The organism is Streptomyces sp. NPDC024017 (genome assembly GCF_040638895.1).
GTDB lineage: Bacteria > Actinomycetota > Actinomycetes > Streptomycetales > Streptomycetaceae > Streptomyces.
Window position 1 is genome coordinate 565,123 of the sequence record NZ_JBEZYZ010000002.1, and the last position, 15,707, is coordinate 580,829.

Sequence of the window (15,707 nt, forward strand, 5' to 3'; positions counted from 1 at the left end):
GGCGCGGGCAACCGTCCCGGACAGCCGGGGGACGTCGCCCCGCAGGCCCTCGGCCCCGGGGCGACGCGGACGGATCAGTCCAGCTGCATCGGCGTGCAGTCGCTGACGTACGACTTGGCGACCCAGCCGGTGGTGCCCTTGGCCAGCCCGCTCTTGGACTTCTGGCCGAGCTGCAGCTTGATCCAGGAGCCCTTGGTGGCGAGCTTCTTGCCCCAGTCGTTCTTGTGCAGGATGCCCTTGGACGCGTAGCCGGTGCCGGCGCCCGTGCGGAAGTTCACACCGCTGCTCTTGTAGACGTAGTAGTAGACGTTCGGCTTGCAGGGCATCTCGGCGGCGGTGGCGGCCGGGGCGCCGACACCGACCGCGCCGGCGGTCAGCGACAGGGCCAGCACGGCCGAGGCGGCCAGACGGGCGGGGACGCGGGTGCGGAGCTTGGCTCGCTGCTGTGTCATGTAGTTCATTTCCTTGCGAAGACTCGTGCCGCTCACACGGCCAGGCCAGCTTAATGATCTTGATGTCGCAAGATCGTCTCCGTCGTGTCCCTGCCGTGTGAAGGAACACCCCTGGTCAGAGAGGGGGTTCGGGAGCTAGCGTCCCGGCATGGCTGCATTCGACCCGTGGGACCAGGCGTTCCTCGCCGACCCGTACCCCGCCTACGCCGAACTGCGTGCACTGGGCCGCGTGCACTACTTCGAGCCCACGAACCAGTGGCTCGTCCCGCACCACGCGGACGTCTCGGCACTGCTGCGCGACCGGCGCCTCGGCCGGACGTACCAGCACCGGTTCACGCACGAGGAGTTCGGCCGCACCGCGCCCCCGCCGGAACACGAGCCGTTCCACACGCTCAACGATCACGGGATGCTCGACCTGGAGCCGCCGGACCACACCCGGATCCGCCGCCTGGTGTCGAAGGCGTTCACGCCGCGCACGGTGGAGCGGCTGAAGCCGTACGTCCGGGGCCTGGCCGACGAACTGGCGTCCGCGCTGGTCGCGGCGGGCGGCGGCGACCTGCTGAAGGACGTCGCCGAACCCCTCCCCGTCGCGGTGATCGCCGAGATGCTCGGCATCCCGGAGTCCGACCGGGCCCCGCTGCGCCCCTGGTCGGCGGACATCTGCGGGATGTACGAGCTGAGCCCGTCCGAGGACACGGCGGCGAGGGCGGTCCGGGCGTCGGTCGAGTTCTCCGACTACCTGCGCGACCTGATCGCGGCCCGCCGCAAGGAGCCGGGCGATGACCTCATCTCGGGGCTCATCGAGGCCCACGACGAGGGCGACCGGCTCACCGAGCAGGAGATGATCTCCACCTGCGTCCTGCTGCTCAACGCCGGCCACGAGGCCACGGTGAACGCCACGGTCAACGGCTGGTACGCGCTGTTCCGCAACGAGGCGCAGCTGTCGGCCCTCCGCGCGGACCACTCCCTGGTCCCCTCCGCGATCGAGGAGCTGATGCGCTACGACACCCCGCTCCAGCTCTTCGAACGCTGGGTCCTGGACGAGATCGAGATCGCCGGCACGACGATCCCCCGCGGCGCGGAGATCGCCATGCTCTTCGGCTCCGCCAACCACGACCCGGAGGTCTTCACCGACCCGGGCCGACTCGACCTCACCCGCACGGACAACCCCCACATCTCCTTCAGCGCCGGCATCCACTACTGCATCGGCGCACCCCTGGCCCGCATCGAACTGGCCGCTTCGATGGGGGCGTTGCTGGAGAGAGCACCGACGCTCCGGCTCGCTGCCGAGCCCGAGAGGAAGCCGAACTTCGTGATCAGGGGGTTGGAGGGGCTGGCCGTCGAGGTGGGGTGATCGCGATCGGTGCGGGCACCGCGTCACGCCGGCGCCCGCCTGCGAGGGGAGGCACCATGACCGGCGGTACGCCGACCGATCACGTCGTCATGTCCCGCCGCCGCAACCCCGCCAGCCCTCCGGCCACCAGCAGCACCGCCACCCCGGTCAGCACCAGCACCGGACCCCACGCCATGGAGCCGCCCGGCAGCTTCGGCAGATGCCCGAACGGCGAGACGTCCAGCACCGCCTGCGGTGCATCCAGCGCGGGCCCGACCCAGCCGATCAGAAGCACCGCCCCGGCGACGCCCCACGCCGCCAGGGCCGCCCGGGGCAGGACCCCGTGCAGCAGCACCGCCACCCCGCCGATCACCCACACCGCCGGAAGCTGCACCAGGCACGCCCCCAGGATCGGGCCGGCCTCCTTGCCGTAGCCGACGGCGAAGCCGAGCCCGGCCAGCAGCATGATCAGGGCGGCGCCGCCGAAGGCGATCACCAGATGCCCCGCGGCCCAGCGGAGCCGCCCCACCGCGTTCGCCAGCACCGGTTCCGCCCGGCCCGAGGTCTCCTCGCCGTGCAGGCGCAGCACCGACGCCACGATGTACAGCGCCGCGATCAGGCCCAGCATCCCGACCATCGACGCCAGGAACGCGTCCGTCAGGCCCGACTGGCCGCCCATCCGCTCGAAGATCCGCCGGGCGTTGTCGTTGTCGCCCACCAGATCGGCCGCACCTTCGGTCATGCCGCCGTAGACGACCCCGGCCAGGAAGAAGCCGACGCTCCACCCCAGCACGCCGCCCCGCTGCAGCCGCCAGGCCAGGGCCCCCGCGCTGCCCAGGCGGCCGGACGCCGGGCCCGGCCGGGTCGGCAGGAAGCTCATGCCGAGGTCCCGGCGGCCGGCCAGGGCGTAGGCCACCGAGCCCTGGAGGGCCACCGCCCCGGCGAGCAGGGCCAGCACCCACCAGCGCTCGGACGCGTACGGCCGCACGTTCTCCAGCCAGCCCAGCGGCGACAGCCAGGTCAGGACCGACGAGCCGTCGTCCGTGGCCGAGTCGCCCGCCGCACGCAGGACGAACGCCGTCCCGAGCACCGCCGCCGTCAGACCGCGGGCGAGCCGTGCGCTCTCCGTCAGTTGGGCGACGATCGCCGCCATCGTGGCGAAGACCATCCCGACCCCGGCGATCCCGAGCCCCAGGGCCAGGGCGCCGGTCGTGCCCCGGCCGGCCAGGCCCGCCGCCACCAGCAGCGCCAGTACCGCGTTCGCGACCGCCGCCGCCAGCAGGGCCGCCGTCAGGGAGGCCCGGCGGCCCACCATCCCGGACGCCACCAGCTCCTGCCGGCCGCTCTCCTCCTCGTCCCGGGTGTGCCGTACGACGACCAGCAGACTCATCACGGCCGCCAGGGCACCGGCGTAGATGCCGACGCGCCAGGCCGTCAGGGCGCCCAGCGAGTCGCCGAAGACCGGGCCGACCATCGCGCGCAGCGAGGAGTTGGTCTCCATCTGCCGGACCAGGTCGGCGCGTTCGGCCGCCGTGCCGTACAGGCCCTCCAGCGTGCCCGGCATGGAGAGGACCATCAGGGCGTTGACCGCGATCCACACGGGGATCATCAGCCGGTCGCGGCGCAGCGCGAAACGCAACAGGACGCCCGTCCCGGCCAGTTGACGCGAGCTGCCGGGCCGCACCGCGAAGGCCGTCATCGGGCCGCCGCCTTCGACTCGCCGGCCTCGGCCGCTTCTTCCTGGTAGTGCCGCAGGAACAGTTCCTCCAGCGTCGGCGGTGTCGACGTCAGCGACCGTACGCCCGACTCGCTCAGCGACCGCAGGACGCCGTCCAGCCGGTCGGTGTCGACCTGGAGCCGGACGCGGTGCCCCTGCACGTCGAGGTCGTGCACACCGGGCAGCTCCGCCAGGCCGTCGGGCGGGCCCGCGAGCTCGGCGACGACGCTGGTGCGGGTCAGATGGCGCAGTTCGGCGAGCGAACCGCTCTCGACGGTACGGCCGCCCCGGATGATGCTCACCCGGTCGCACAGCTCCTCGACCTCGCTGAGGATGTGGGAGGAGAGCAGGACCGTACGGCCCCGGTCGCGCTCCTCCTCGACGCAAGCCTGGAAGACCTCCTCCATCAGCGGGTCCAGGCCCGAGGTCGGCTCGTCCAGGATCAGCAGGTCGACGTCCGAGGCGAACGCGGCGACCAGGGCGACCTTCTGCCGGTTGCCCTTGGAGTACGTGCGGCCCTTCTTGGTGGGGTCGAGTTCGAAGCGCTCGATCAGTTCCGCGCGGCGCCTGGCGTCCAGCCCTCCGCGCAGCCGGCCGTAGAGGTCGATGACCTCGCCGCCGGAGAGGTTGCGCCACAGCGTCACGTCCCCGGGGACGTAGGCGATCCGGCGGTGCACCTCCACCGCGTCCGACCACGGGTCGCGGCCGAGCACCTGCGCGGCGCCCGAGTCGGCGCGCAGCAGACCGAGCAGCACCCGGATGGTCGTGGACTTTCCGGCGCCGTTGGGGCCGAGGAAGCCGTGGACCTCGCCGGCGGCGACCTCCAGGTCGAGCCCGTCGAGAGCATGCGTCCGCCCGAAGGACTTGTGCAGTCCGGAGACGGTGATGGCCTTCGTCATGCTTCAGAACGTACGCTTCCTTCAGAAATTTGTGAAGTTAAGGAACCCTATAAATCATCGATAGGATGGGCGGATGACGGAATCAGCCGGGAGGGACCGGGACGCGGAGGCTGTGTCGAGGTTCGTCGAGTCCTTCGCGGCGCAGCTCGTCGAGGCCGGGATGCAGCGGATGCCCGCCCGGGTCTTCGCCGCGCTCCTCTCCTCCGACGAGGGCTCGATGACCTCAGCCGAGCTGGGGGAGCAGCTGCGGATCAGTCCGGCGGCGGTGTCCGGGGCGGTGCGCTACCTGGCCCAGACGCACATGGTCTCGCGCGAGCGGGAGCCGGGCTCGCGCCGGGAGCGCTACCGGGTGCACGGCAACCAGTGGTACGAGGCGCTGACCAACCGCGAGGCCGTCATCAAGCGCTGGGAAGGCGCCCTGCGCGAGGGCGTCACCAGCCTCGGCGCCGGTACCCCGGCCGGCCGCCGCATGGCCGAGACGCTCGCCTTCTTCGAGTTCATCGAGGTCGAGATCGTGGAGATGATGGAGCGCTGGCGCGTGCACCGGGAGAAGACGTTCGGGCAGGAATGACCAGCCGGTGCGGTTCACGGCCCCGCCGGCACCGTCAGCCCCCACGCCCCCTCCCGCACCACCCACGTCCGGGTCCGCACCGGTCCCGACACCACCGTGTCCGCGCGGTAGCGGAAGTGCGCCCCGGACACCGTCACCGTCCTGCCCTGCGCCAGCAGCGGCGAGGCCTCCGCGCCCACCGACACCGGTCTGACCTCCACCGACGCGACGCCCGCGGCGGCGGGTGACACCGACACCGCCTCCACCGGCTGGTTCAGGTCGACGAGGGTCTCCCCGTCCACCTCGACCCGCAGCCGGGATGGCCCCGGCTCGGGTGCGGCGGCGAGCCGGGACGGGCGGCCCGCCGGAACCAGCGTCCGGACCAGGGACTGGCAGGTCCGCAGCCACGGGCGGCCCGGCAGCCCGTCCGGATCCGGCGCGGACCGCGGGCCCGTCCCGGACGGGAAGGGCCGCAGCGGCGGTATCCGCAACGCGCCGAGCACCACCCCGTCGCTGTCGTCGACCATCAGGTCCATCCGCCGCTCGACCCCGTCGAGCACCGCCCGCGCCGCCGCCACCGTCCCCGTCGGCACCCCGAGCGACCGGGCCAGGGACAGGGTGCCCCCGACCGGCACCACCGACAGCGCGCATCCGGCCAGCTCCCGGTGCCGGTGCAGCAGCGCCACCGCGCGGATCAGCGCCCGGTCGTCGCCCACCACCACCGGTCGCCGCGAGCCCCGCCGGGCCAGCGCCCGGGCGAATTCCTCCGGCCCCTCCGGCAGGCACAGCTTCATGCCGGCACCTGCGCCGAGCACGTCTTTCGCGATCCGAACGGACTCGCCGTCCGACTTACGGGCGACCGGATCGACCACCACCAACAGCTGCTCGGACGTCGCGGAAGTCGCCACCTCGGCCATGCCTCGCTTCCTCGGGTAGCATCTTTGTGCAAGAGCCCCTTGCGCTATTGCGCCAGGGGCTTCGTCTATTCCGGGGCATCCGGTCCGACGGTTGGCGGCCAACGGCGGTCGCGGTGCACGCGGCTGCGATCCTGCGCGTTCGCCCTCGACCATGGACATGCCCCGCCCGGAAGGGGTGTACGCGCGTGCCCGCACTTGTGCTGCTCGGTGCTCAGTGGGGTGACGAAGGCAAGGGAAAGGCCACCGACCTTCTCGGTGGCTCCGTGGACTATGTAGTGCGCTACCAGGGCGGCAACAACGCCGGCCACACGGTGGTCGTCGGTGACCAGAAGTACGCACTGCACCTCCTCCCTTCCGGAATCCTGTCTCCCGGCTGTACGCCGGTCATCGGTAACGGCGTCGTCGTCGACCCGTCGGTCCTGCTCTCCGAGCTGAGCGGTCTGAACGAGCGTGGCGTCGACACGTCCAAGCTCCTCCTCAGCGGTAACGCGCACATCATCACGCCGTACAACGTGACGGTGGACAAGGTGACCGAGCGCTTCCTCGGCAAGCGGAAGATCGGTACGACCGGGCGCGGCATCGGCCCGACCTACGCCGACAAGATCAACCGCGTCGGCATCCGCGTGCAGGACCTGTACGACGAGTCGATCCTCACGCAGAAGGTCGAGGCGGCCCTCGACGTCAAGAACCAGATCCTCACCAAGCTCTACAACCGGCGCGCGATCGCCGTGGACCAGGTGGTCGAGGAGCTGCTCGCGTACGCCGACAAGCTCGCGCCGTACGTTTCCGACACCGTCCTGGTCCTCAACCAGGCGCTGGAGGAGGACAAGGTCGTCCTGTTCGAGGGCGGCCAGGGCACGCTGCTCGACATCGACCACGGCACGTATCCCTTCGTCACCTCGTCGAACCCGACGGCGGGCGGTGCCTGCACGGGCGCCGGTGTCGGACCGACGAAGATCAGCCGGGTCATCGGCATCCTCAAGGCGTACACGACCCGGGTCGGCGCCGGTCCGTTCCCGACGGAGCTGTTCGACGAGGACGGCGAGGCGCTGCGCCGCATCGGCGGTGAGCGCGGTGTCACCACCGGCCGTGACCGCCGCTGCGGCTGGTTCGACGCGGTCATCGCCCGCTACGCGACCCGCGTGAACGGCCTGACCGACTTCTTCCTCACCAAGCTCGACGTCCTCACCGGCTGGGAGCAGATCCCGGTCTGCGTGGCGTACGAGATCGACGGCAAGCGCGTCGAGGAGCTCCCGTACTCCCAGACCGACTTCCACCACGCCAAGCCGGTCTACGAGATGCTCCCGGGCTGGAACGAGGACATCTCCAAGGCCAAGTCCTTCGGTGACCTGCCGAAGAACGCCCAGGCGTACGTGAAGGCGCTGGAGGAGATGTCCGGTGCTCCGATCTCCGCGATCGGCGTGGGCCCGGGCCGGGACGAGACGATCGAGATCAACTCGTTCATCTGACCCGCACCCGCACCCGCATCCACAGGCCGCCCCCCGTGCACACGGGGGGCGGCCTGCGTGGTCTCGCAGGGAGAGTTGCCGGGAACGGGCATACGCTGAAGCCATACCCCCGCGTGCGTCGACCAGGAGAAGGTGAGTGCGATGCGCGTACTGCTCAAGGCATGCATGGACACGGAGAAGGCCAACGAGGCCATCCGGAACGGCACCATGGGGAAGCTGCTCCAGGAGTCGCTGGAACAGATCAAACCCGAAGCGGCCTACTTCACCTCCGACCACGGCAAGCGCACCGCTTTCCTGGTCTTCGACATGCAGGACAGCTCGCAGATGCCGGTGCTCAGCGAACCGTTCTTCCTCCACCTCGGCGCGGAGATCACCTACACGCCGGTGATGAACGTCGAGGACGTGCAGAAGGGCCTTTCCCAGCTGGGGCGCTGAGCCGTCGGCTCAGCTGAAGACGATCATCGACCCCTGGGCGAGGCTGCGGGTCACGGCCGCGTGCAGGCCGAGCCAGACGTGCCGCTCACGGGCGAACGGACTCGGGTCGTACGGGGCGGGGACCGCGGGTTCCTCCAGCTCCGTCGGGGCGAGCGGCGGCTGGGGGGCCGCCGGCGGGTTGGCCGGGTCGATGCCGATGACCGGGGCGACCAGCTCCAGTTCCCGCAGCAGGGCGTGCGAGGAACCCAGCGGGCCACCGCCGGCGAGGAGATCGTCGTCGGCGAGCGGGCTGGGGAAGTCGACCGGTACGTAGGCGCCGGCGTGGTCGTAGTGCCAGACCAGGTGCGACTGCTGCGCCGTCGACTCGAACATCTCCAGCAACTGCTCGTAGTCGCCGCCGAGTTCGTCCACGGGCGTCACCGGCAGGCCGCACACCTGGAGCAGATAGGCGCGGCGCAGGAAGTGCAGCGCGTCGTAGTCGAAGCCCGCCACGGGGGCGACGTCGCCGGACAGGCCCGGCATGTACTGGTACACCGGCACCGGGGGGAGCCCGGCCTCGGCAAGCACCTTGTTGTATTGCGCGAGTTCCTCGGCGAACGGGTTGTCCGGCGTGTGGCACAACACGTCGACGAGCGGTACCAGCCACAGGTCACAGGCCAAAGAAGGCTCCTCGCTCAGCGCGGTGGTCGGGTAGCACGGTGGTCAAGAAGGGTAGCGGTGCGGCACGGTCACGGCTCCCGCCGTGCATGTCCCATACCCATACGGACAGCGCCGACGCGGGTCATCCGGGAGCGAGCCGCTCGATCAGGGCGAGCGAGTGCGTGTTGTACGCGGCGATGATCACCCGGGCGGCGTCGTTGTCGCCGGCGATCAGGGCCTCGACCAGCTCGGTGTGACCGGCCCACAGCTCGCCGCGCAGATCGGTGAGCCGGCGCAGGTGCTGCACTGCGCAGACCCAGGTCTGCACACGCAGCCGGTGCAGGAAGTCCGCCAGGTAGGGGTTGCCGAAGCAGGCGCCGAGCTCGCGCCAGAAGCGCAGGTCGTAGCCGATGAGGACGGTGAGATCACCGGCCGCGGCGGCCCGCTGCGCCTCCTCGCCGCGCCTGCGGACCCCGGCGACGACGGCGGCGGCCCGCGGATCGTCGGGCCGCACGGCGTTGGGGCGCCCCTCGGTCAGCGCGAGGAACATCCCCTCGATGACCAGCCCGCGGGCCTCGATCATGCCGCGGAAGTCGTCGACCGAATACTCGTGGACCCGGAAGCCGCGGTGCTGGTCGGCTTCGAGGAGACCCTGCGCGGACAGGTCGACGAGCGCCTCGCGCACCGGCGTCGCGGAGACCCCGTACTGCTCGGCGATCTCCTTGACCGTGAACTCCTGCCCCGGCTGGAGCCGCCCGGCCAGCACCTCGTCACGAAGGGCGTCGGCGATCTGCTGCCGCAGGGTGCTGCGCGTCACGGCGCCGTTGCCGGAGCTGGCGGGCATGGTCAGGGCGTCTCCCTCGTCGCGTTCGGGTGGCGTGCGCGTACACGCAGGTCTACGAGCACGCCACCTTACGCGTTCGAACGGGACGCGAGGATGTCGGTTACTGACGGGTTTACAGGTGTTTACCCGGTGTACTCGTCCGCCACCGACAGCGCCGCGTCCAGCGCGGCGAGCCCTTCCTTGAGCTCCGCCTCGCTGATGTTGCAGGGCGGCACGACGTGCGTCCGGTTCATGTTCACGAAGGGCCACAGTCCGCTCTTCTTCGCGGCGGCGGCGAAGGCGGCCATGGGGGCGTTGGCCTCACCGGCCGCGTTGTACGGCACCAGCGGCTCCCGCGTCTCGCGGTCGCGGACCAGCTCCAGCGCCCAGAACATGCCGACGCCGCGCACCTCGCCGACGCTTCTGTGCCGCTCGGCGAGCGCCCGCAGCTCCGGCCCCACGACGGACTCGCCCAGCCGGGCCGCGTTCTCGACGACGCCCTCCTCCGCCATGACCTTGATCGTCGCGACGGCGGCGGCGCACGCCAGCGGGTGCCCGGAGTACGTCAGACCGCCCGGGTAGGGCCGCTTGCCGAAGGTCTCCGCGATCGCGCCGGAGATGGCGACCCCGCCCAGCGGCACGTACCCGCTGTTCACGCCCTTCGCGAAGGTCAGCAGGTCGGGCGTGACGTCGAACAGGTCCGCGGCGAACCACTCACCGGTCCGCCCGAACCCGGCCATGACCTCGTCCAGGACGAAGACGATCCCGTGCTTGTCGCAGATCTCCCGCACCCCGGCGAGATAGCCCGGCGGCGGGACCATGATCCCGGCCGTGCCGGGGATCGTCTCCAGGATGATCGCCGCGACGGTCGAGGGCCCCTCGAAGGCGATCGTCGTCTCCAGGTGCTCCAGTGCCCGCGCGCACTCCTGCTCCTCGGTCTCGGCGTAGAAGCGGGAGCGGTAGAGGTAGGGCGCCCAGAAGTGCACGACCCCGGCCGTGCCGCTGTCGGAGGCCCAGCGGCGCGGGTCGCCGGTGATGTTCACGGCCTGCTGCGTACCGCCGTGGTACGAGCGGTACGCCGAGAGCACCTTCGGGCGGCCCGTGTGCAGACGGGCCATCCGGATCGCGTGCTCGACGGCGTCGGCACCGCCGTTGGTGAAGAAGATCTTGTCCAGGTCGCCCGGGGTCCGCTCGGCGATCAGCCGGGCCGCCTCCGACCGCGCCTCGATCGCGAAGGCGGGCGCGAAGGTCGTCATCCGCGCCGCCTGCTCCTGGATCGCGGCGACGATCTTCGGGTGCTGGTAGCCGACGTTCGTGTAGACGAGCCCGCTGGAGAAGTCGAGGTAGCGCCGGCCGTCGTAGTCCCAGAAGTGCGACCCCTCGGCACCGGCGACGGCGAGCGGGTCGATGAGCTCCTGAGCGGACCAGGAGTGGAACACATGGTCACGGTCGGCGGCCTTGACGGCGGCGCCGGCTTCGGGGTTCGGCTGAGGGGTCATGCGGGCGAGCGTAGGTGCGGGGGAGAGGGCGGTGAAATCGGCGGCCTGTCTGGCGTCGGCGGCGGCCCCCCGACAGGTTGTCCAGGCGGGTGGCCAGTATTGACAGCGTGCTGTCTTCTCGACAGAATACTGTCATAAGCGCACGGGAATCGAGGAGGAGCCATGAACACCACCGCCCGCAAGCCCGTCCATCTCGCCGTCTACGACACCCTCGCCGACTGGGAGACCGGCCACGCCACGGCCCAGCTCGCCCGCGCCGGCCACGAGATCCGGACCGTCGGCCCGTCCACCGACCCGGTGAAGAGTGTCGGGGGCCTGCGCATCCAGCCCGACCTGGCCCTGGACGGCCTGCGCCCCGAGGACAGCGCGCTGCTGATCCTGCCGGGCGCCGACCTCTGGGACACTTCCGGCGACCTCGCCCCCTTCGCCCGCAAGGCCCGGGCCTTCCTGGACGCGGGCGTCCCGGTCGCCGCGATCTGCGGGGCCACCGCCGGACTCGCCCGGGAAGGCCTGCTCGACGACCGGGACCACACCAGCGCGGTCTCCTTCTATCTGGCCGCGACCGGCTACGCGGGCGGCGGCCGCTACGTCGAGGCCGACGCCGTCACCGACGGCGACCTGATCACCGCGGGCCCGACCGAGCCCGTCGCCTTCGCCCGGGAGATCCTCCGGCTGCTCGGGGTCTACGACGGTGAGGTGCTGGACGCCTGGTACCGGCTGTTCCACGACTCCGACGCGGCGGCGTACGCGGTGCTGGAGAAGGCCGGCGCGCTGTGAGCCGGGAGCGTCAGGACCTGCTCAGCCGCAGCGCCCTCGGGGTGTTCCGGCTCAACGGCCAGTTCCTCGGCATCGCGGAGGAGCTGGCCCGGCCCGCCGGGCTGACCGCCGCCTGGTGGCAGGTGCTCGGCGCCGCCCTCGGCGAGCCGCTGCCCGTCTCCGGCATCGCCCGCGCCATGGGCATCACCCGGCAGAGCGTGCAGCGCATCGCCGACCTGCTGGTGGAGCGGGGGCTCGCGGAGTACCGGCCGAACCCGGCGCACCGCCGCGCCAAGCTGCTCGCACCGACCGCGGAGGGCCGTGCGGCGATCGCGCGGATCGACCCCGGGCACGCGGCGTTCGCCGACCGGCTGGCCGAGGCGTTCGGGGAGACGGAGCTGGCGGAGGCGGTGCAGGTGCTGGAACGCCTGTCCAAGGTGCTCGACCAGGTGGGTCCGCCTGTTACGGAACCGTAGAGTTCGCCCAGGCCATCCCGCCTCGGCCCCGCACTATTCTCGATCCGTTGCTCACGTGTGGGGGGAAGGCGGCTGAGCGATGGAGAAGCTGGGGCCCGGGGATCCACCGGGTATTGGTGCGTACCGGCTGCTGGCGCGGCTCGGCGCCGGCGGGATGGGGCACGTGTATCTGGCCCGCTCCGAGCGGGGCCGTACGGTCGCCGTGAAACTCGTGCGCGAGGAGCTGGCCGCGCAGGAGGAGTTCCGGGAGCGGTTCCGGCAGGAGGTGCAGGCGGCGCGGCGGGTCGGCGGGTACTGGACGGCTCCGGTGCTGGACGCGGACACCGAGGCGGCGGTGCCGTGGGTCGCCACGGGCTATGTCGCCGGGCCGAGTCTCCAGCAGGTCGTCGGGCACGACCACGGTGCCCTGCCCGAGCGGACGGTCCGCATCCTCGCGGCCGGGCTCGCGCACGCGCTCAAGGACATCCACGCCGCCGGCATCGTCCACCGCGACCTCAAGCCGTCCAACGTGCTGGTCACCATCGACGGCCCGCGCGTCATCGACTTCGGCATCGCACGCGCCCTGGAGACCGTGACGGACGGCGGGCTCACGCGGACCGGCGCGCTCGTCGGATCGCCCGGCTTCATGGCGCCCGAGCAGGTGCGCGGCGACCGCATCACCCCGGCGTGCGACGTCTTCTGCCTCGGCTCGGTCCTCGCCTACGCCGCGACCGGCACCCTGCCCTTCGGCACCGCCAACAGTGGCGTGCACGCCCTGATGTTCCGCATCGCCCAGGAGGAACCGGACCTGGAGGGCGTCCCCGAGGGCATCGCCGACCTCGTCCGGGACTGCCTGCGCAAGGATCCGTCCGCCCGGCCCTCCCTCGACCGCGTCCTGGAACGCACCGGCGCGGACGACACCGTCTCCGACGGCCGCGCCCTCGACCCGTGGCTGCCGAGCGCACTGGTCGCCCAACTGGGTCGGCACGCGGTGCGGTTGCTGGACACGGAGGACCCGGAGGGGGCCGGCTCCGCCGGGGGAGCGGGTGCTCCTGAGCCGGCTGCCGGCCGGCAGGGGCCCGGCCCCGACGAGAACCCCGGCCCCGGCCCCACCCCCGAACACGCCCCCGCCGCCGACGAGTCGTCGCCGCGCCCCGCGCTGCCCCCGGCCCCCGCGACGGCGCCCGCCGCGGCCCCCGGCCCGCCCCCGCCGGGTCTGCCGGGCGAGGGTCCGCAGGTGAACCATCTGCCCACCATGGTCGCGGGGCAGAGCGCGCCTCCGGTGCCCCGGCAACTCCCGGGCGCGGGCGCCCCGTCCCACCCGCAGGTGCAGACGCCGCAGCCCCCGTACCCGGCGTACGGCTACCCCCAGCAGCACCCCCAGCCCGGCGCCCCGGGCCTCGCCCCGCCCCACCCGGCCTACGGTGGCCTCGGCTCCACCCCGCCCTACGGCCCGCCGCCGTACGGCACGACCCCGCCGTACGGCCCCCCGCAGCCGCAGCCGCCGCGAGGGAACGGCCGTTCCACCGCGCTGCTCGTCGTGATCGCCCTGGTCGTCGCGCTGGCCGCGGGCGGGTCGGTGTACGCGCTGATGCAGGGCGGCGACGACGACCGGGCCGACGGCGGCCCCGGCCCCACACAGGGCACGGGCGCGCCGACCACACCGGGCCCCTCGCCGACGACCTCGCAGCCGGACGGCTCCCCCTCCCCGGCGGACGGCACGATCCCGACCGGGTACCTCGGCACCTGGACCACGACCATCGACAACGCCGACGGCGAGCACAGCCGTTCGCTCACCCTCCAGCAGGGCGAACCGGGCGACACGGTCCTGTCCCTCGTGGCCGACGGCCCGACCAAGGGCGGCGGCAGCTACCACTGCGTGTTCGAGGGGAAGCTGACCGCGGAACCCGGCGCCGACGGTGCGCTGAAGATCGGCCCGTCCACCGTGAAGGTCGGCCAGCCCCGCACCGCCTGCACCCCGGGCGCGGCCACCGAGGTGACCCTCCTCCCGGACGGCACGCTCCAGCGCGTGAACACGGGCAGCGGGGAACGGCTGACGTACACGAAGCAGTGACCAACTCCCCTCGCCTCTGAGGTCGTTGAACGTCAGGCGAATTCCGGCCGACGAAAACCGGATAGGCGCGGTCACAGCCGTACGGTGACCGGACGATCGAATCGTCCGGGCGGCAGCGGGGGCACCCACGATGGAGTGGTTGAGCGCGGAGAACCTCGTGGCCGTGGCCACGGCCCTGCTCGGCATCATCGCCTCGGGCGTGATGGTCTGGTACGAACGCCGGGTACCGCGCCGCAAACGGGTCGGCTACCGCGTGCAGATGGACAACCCCATCGGCGACGACGTGCGCTCGGGCCGCGCCAACCGCCGCCTCGGCCTGTTCGACGAGGCTCCCGACATGTCCGACGCGACCCTGGTCCTGCTGCGCATCGAGAACGACGGCTCGCAGGGCATCGACCGCGACGACTACACCGGCCCCGAACTCCACGGCCTGACCGCGGTGTTCACCGGCCGCACCGTCCGCGGTGTCTCCGTCACCCAGCCGTCGGACGCCGACCACCTCATGGACCACTTCACCGCCGGCGGCGGCTTCGCCTACGACGAGAACACCCTGCGCATCCCGCGCGTCCCGCTCAACCGCGGCGACCACTTCAAGCTGCTCGTCCTCCTCTCCGGCGGCGACGTCGGTGACGAGATCCGGCTGGTCGGCGGCCTGCGCGACGGTGAGGTGCACCCCAACCGCAGCGCCACGCCGGACGACACGCCCCCGCTGTTCAGCCGGGCCGCGCGGCTGATCACCATCGCGCTCACGGCGAGCGTGGTCGCCCTGGCGGCGATCGTCGTCGCCCAGGACGACACCCCGCCCCCGATCGGCTGCGCGAGCGGGACCCTCACCCTCACCGGCTCGACCGCCTTCGCGCCCGTTCTGCGCGAGGTGGCCGGGAAGTACGAGCGGGACTGCGGCGGCGACCCCGTCATCGAGGTGGACGCGCACGGCTCGACGGCGGGGATACGCGAGCTCACGGCCGCCGGTGCCCAGGCGAAACGGGACTCCCGGGGCGCCCCGCCGGTCGTGGCCCTGTCCGATGGCCCCAAGCCCGCCGGCCTGCCCGACCTGCGCGAGAACCGGGTGGCGGTGTCCGTCTTCGCGCTCGTGGTCAACGACGACGTACGGCTGACGAACCTGTCGACCGACGACGTCCGGCGCCTCTACCGGGGCGAGATCCGCAACTGGCGCCTGCTCGGCGGCCCCGACCTGCCCGTGCACCTCGTCAGCCGGGACGCCAACTCCGGGACGAGACAGGTCTTCCAGCGCCGGGTGCTGGGCCGGGGCGAGATCGCCAACTCCTCCGTCGACTGCGTACACAAGGACGACCCCACGGCAGCCGTCATCCGCTGCGAGCTCGACTCGACCGAACAAGTGCTGGAGACGGTCGCCGACCTCCCCGGCGCCGTCGGCTACAGCGAACTCAACCTCGCCGCCCGCGCCGAGGGCCTGCACGCGCTGCGCCTGGACGGCGACCCGGCCTCGGTCGACGCGATCGAACACGGCACGAGCGACTACCCGTACCGGGAGATCGAGTACGCCTACACCTACGGCCGGCCCCCGGCCGACTCCCTGGCCTCCAGCTTCCTCACGTACCTCGCCCGAGGCAACGGCCAGGACGTCATCCGCACCCACGGGCACGTGCCGTGCTGGACGCCGGAGGGCCTGACGCTGTGCGCGCAGGACGGCGGAAGCTGAGGCTC

General features: G+C 72.1%; 15 protein-coding genes. 8 read left to right on the forward strand and 7 right to left on the reverse strand.

The features are described from left to right. Positions 1-74 precede the first annotated feature (74 nt). On the reverse strand, positions 75-452 hold the full coding sequence (locus tag AB0G20_RS07370) for an SH3 domain-containing protein (RefSeq protein ID WP_361297156.1): 378 nt from the start codon (positions 450-452) through the stop codon (positions 75-77). 148 nt (positions 453-600) lie between these two features. On the opposite strand from AB0G20_RS07370, the gene AB0G20_RS07375 reads away from it, so the two are divergent. Beyond that, positions 601-1,806: a cytochrome P450 gene (locus tag AB0G20_RS07375; protein WP_361297159.1), complete on the forward strand. Its 1,206-nt coding sequence runs from the start codon at positions 601-603 to the stop codon at positions 1,804-1,806. Positions 1,807-1,885: 79 nt separating this feature from the next. Here AB0G20_RS07375 and AB0G20_RS07380 read toward each other — a convergent pair whose 3' ends face one another. Together AB0G20_RS07380 and AB0G20_RS07385 are read right to left on the reverse strand one after the other, a co-directional pair. Beyond that, positions 1,886-3,484, reverse strand: coding sequence for an ABC transporter permease (locus tag AB0G20_RS07380; protein ID WP_361297162.1), 1,599 nt, complete (start codon positions 3,482-3,484; stop codon positions 1,886-1,888). Further along, the gene (locus tag AB0G20_RS07385; RefSeq protein WP_361297165.1) at positions 3,481-4,401 is read right to left on the reverse strand and encodes an ABC transporter ATP-binding protein; all 921 of its coding nucleotides are present in this window, start codon (positions 4,399-4,401) and stop codon (positions 3,481-3,483) included. The genes AB0G20_RS07380 and AB0G20_RS07385 overlap by 4 nt, the downstream gene beginning before the upstream one ends. Positions 4,402-4,474: 73 nt before the next feature. Between AB0G20_RS07385 and AB0G20_RS07390 the strand changes: the two genes are divergently transcribed. After that, on the forward strand, positions 4,475-4,972 hold the full coding sequence (locus AB0G20_RS07390; RefSeq protein ID WP_361297168.1) for a MarR family transcriptional regulator: 498 nt from the start codon (positions 4,475-4,477) through the stop codon (positions 4,970-4,972). A 14-nt stretch (positions 4,973-4,986) separates the two neighbouring features. Here the strand turns inward: AB0G20_RS07390 and AB0G20_RS07395 are convergent, their stop codons facing one another. Next, positions 4,987-5,868 carry a diacylglycerol kinase family protein gene (locus AB0G20_RS07395; protein WP_361297171.1) on the reverse strand — a complete coding sequence of 294 codons (882 nt, stop codon included), beginning with the start codon at positions 5,866-5,868 and terminating at the stop codon, positions 4,987-4,989. Positions 5,869-6,053: 185 nt separating this feature from the next. Between AB0G20_RS07395 and AB0G20_RS07400 the strand changes: the two genes are divergently transcribed. Then, positions 6,054-7,337, forward strand: coding sequence for an adenylosuccinate synthase (locus AB0G20_RS07400; protein ID WP_361297174.1), 1,284 nt, complete (start codon positions 6,054-6,056; stop codon positions 7,335-7,337). Positions 7,338-7,478: 141 nt separating this feature from the next. After that, on the forward strand, positions 7,479-7,772 hold the full coding sequence (locus AB0G20_RS07405) for a hypothetical protein (protein WP_361297177.1): 294 nt from the start codon (positions 7,479-7,481) through the stop codon (positions 7,770-7,772). Between the two features lie 9 nt (positions 7,773-7,781). On the opposite strand, the gene AB0G20_RS07410 is transcribed toward AB0G20_RS07405, so the two are convergent. The 3 genes from AB0G20_RS07410 to AB0G20_RS07420 form a co-directional block, all read right to left on the reverse strand. Further along, positions 7,782-8,432, reverse strand: a complete 651-nt coding sequence (locus AB0G20_RS07410; RefSeq protein WP_361297180.1) for a hypothetical protein — start codon at positions 8,430-8,432, stop codon at positions 7,782-7,784. A gap of 121 nt (positions 8,433-8,553) precedes the next feature. Next, positions 8,554-9,255 (reverse strand): GntR family transcriptional regulator, encoded by a 702-nt coding sequence (locus AB0G20_RS07415; protein WP_361297183.1) that lies wholly within the window; start codon positions 9,253-9,255, stop codon positions 8,554-8,556. Between the two features lie 122 nt (positions 9,256-9,377). Further along, complete coding sequence (locus AB0G20_RS07420) at positions 9,378-10,733, reverse strand: aspartate aminotransferase family protein (protein WP_361297186.1); 1,356 nt, start codon at positions 10,731-10,733, stop codon at positions 9,378-9,380. 162 nt (positions 10,734-10,895) lie between these two features. Between AB0G20_RS07420 and AB0G20_RS07425 the strand changes: the two genes are divergently transcribed. The 4 genes from AB0G20_RS07425 to AB0G20_RS07440 all read left to right on the forward strand — a co-directional run bounded on the left by AB0G20_RS07425 (position 10,896) and on the right by AB0G20_RS07440 (position 15,702). Continuing rightward, positions 10,896-11,510 (forward strand): type 1 glutamine amidotransferase family protein, encoded by a 615-nt coding sequence (locus AB0G20_RS07425; protein ID WP_361297189.1) that lies wholly within the window; start codon positions 10,896-10,898, stop codon positions 11,508-11,510. Then, positions 11,507-11,965, forward strand: coding sequence for a MarR family transcriptional regulator (locus AB0G20_RS07430; RefSeq protein ID WP_361297192.1), 459 nt, complete (start codon positions 11,507-11,509; stop codon positions 11,963-11,965). The genes AB0G20_RS07425 and AB0G20_RS07430 overlap by 4 nt, the downstream gene beginning before the upstream one ends. Positions 11,966-12,044: 79 nt before the next feature. Beyond that, positions 12,045-14,018 carry a protein kinase gene (locus AB0G20_RS07435; RefSeq protein WP_361297195.1) on the forward strand — a complete coding sequence of 658 codons (1,974 nt, stop codon included), beginning with the start codon at positions 12,045-12,047 and terminating at the stop codon, positions 14,016-14,018. 130 nt (positions 14,019-14,148) lie between these two features. Continuing rightward, on the forward strand, positions 14,149-15,702 hold the full coding sequence (locus tag AB0G20_RS07440) for a substrate-binding domain-containing protein (protein WP_361297198.1): 1,554 nt from the start codon (positions 14,149-14,151) through the stop codon (positions 15,700-15,702). The last annotated feature ends 5 nt before the right edge of the window (positions 15,703-15,707 follow it).

Excerpts from the sequence above, each read along its gene's own strand:
- AB0G20_RS07380 (WP_361297162.1), bottom strand. The coding sequence starts at position 3,484 with ATGACGGCCTTCGCGGTGCGGCCCGGCAGCTCGCGTCAACTGGCCGGG.
- AB0G20_RS07370 (WP_361297156.1), bottom strand. The coding sequence starts at position 452 with ATGACACAGCAGCGAGCCAAGCTCCGCACCCGCGTCCCCGCCCGTCTG.
- AB0G20_RS07415 (WP_361297183.1), bottom strand. The coding sequence starts at position 9,255 with ATGCCCGCCAGCTCCGGCAACGGCGCCGTGACGCGCAGCACCCTGCGG.
- AB0G20_RS07375 (WP_361297159.1), top strand. The coding sequence starts at position 601 with ATGGCTGCATTCGACCCGTGGGACCAGGCGTTCCTCGCCGACCCGTAC.
- AB0G20_RS07390 (WP_361297168.1), top strand. The coding sequence starts at position 4,475 with ATGACGGAATCAGCCGGGAGGGACCGGGACGCGGAGGCTGTGTCGAGG.
- AB0G20_RS07420 (WP_361297186.1), bottom strand. The coding sequence starts at position 10,733 with ATGACCCCTCAGCCGAACCCCGAAGCCGGCGCCGCCGTCAAGGCCGCC.
- AB0G20_RS07395 (WP_361297171.1), bottom strand. The coding sequence starts at position 5,868 with ATGGCCGAGGTGGCGACTTCCGCGACGTCCGAGCAGCTGTTGGTGGTG.
- AB0G20_RS07405 (WP_361297177.1), top strand. The coding sequence starts at position 7,479 with ATGCGCGTACTGCTCAAGGCATGCATGGACACGGAGAAGGCCAACGAG.
- AB0G20_RS07425 (WP_361297189.1), top strand. The coding sequence starts at position 10,896 with ATGAACACCACCGCCCGCAAGCCCGTCCATCTCGCCGTCTACGACACC.
- AB0G20_RS07440 (WP_361297198.1), top strand. The coding sequence starts at position 14,149 with ATGGAGTGGTTGAGCGCGGAGAACCTCGTGGCCGTGGCCACGGCCCTG.
- AB0G20_RS07385 (WP_361297165.1), bottom strand. The coding sequence starts at position 4,401 with ATGACGAAGGCCATCACCGTCTCCGGACTGCACAAGTCCTTCGGGCGG.
- AB0G20_RS07435 (WP_361297195.1), top strand. The coding sequence starts at position 12,045 with ATGGAGAAGCTGGGGCCCGGGGATCCACCGGGTATTGGTGCGTACCGG.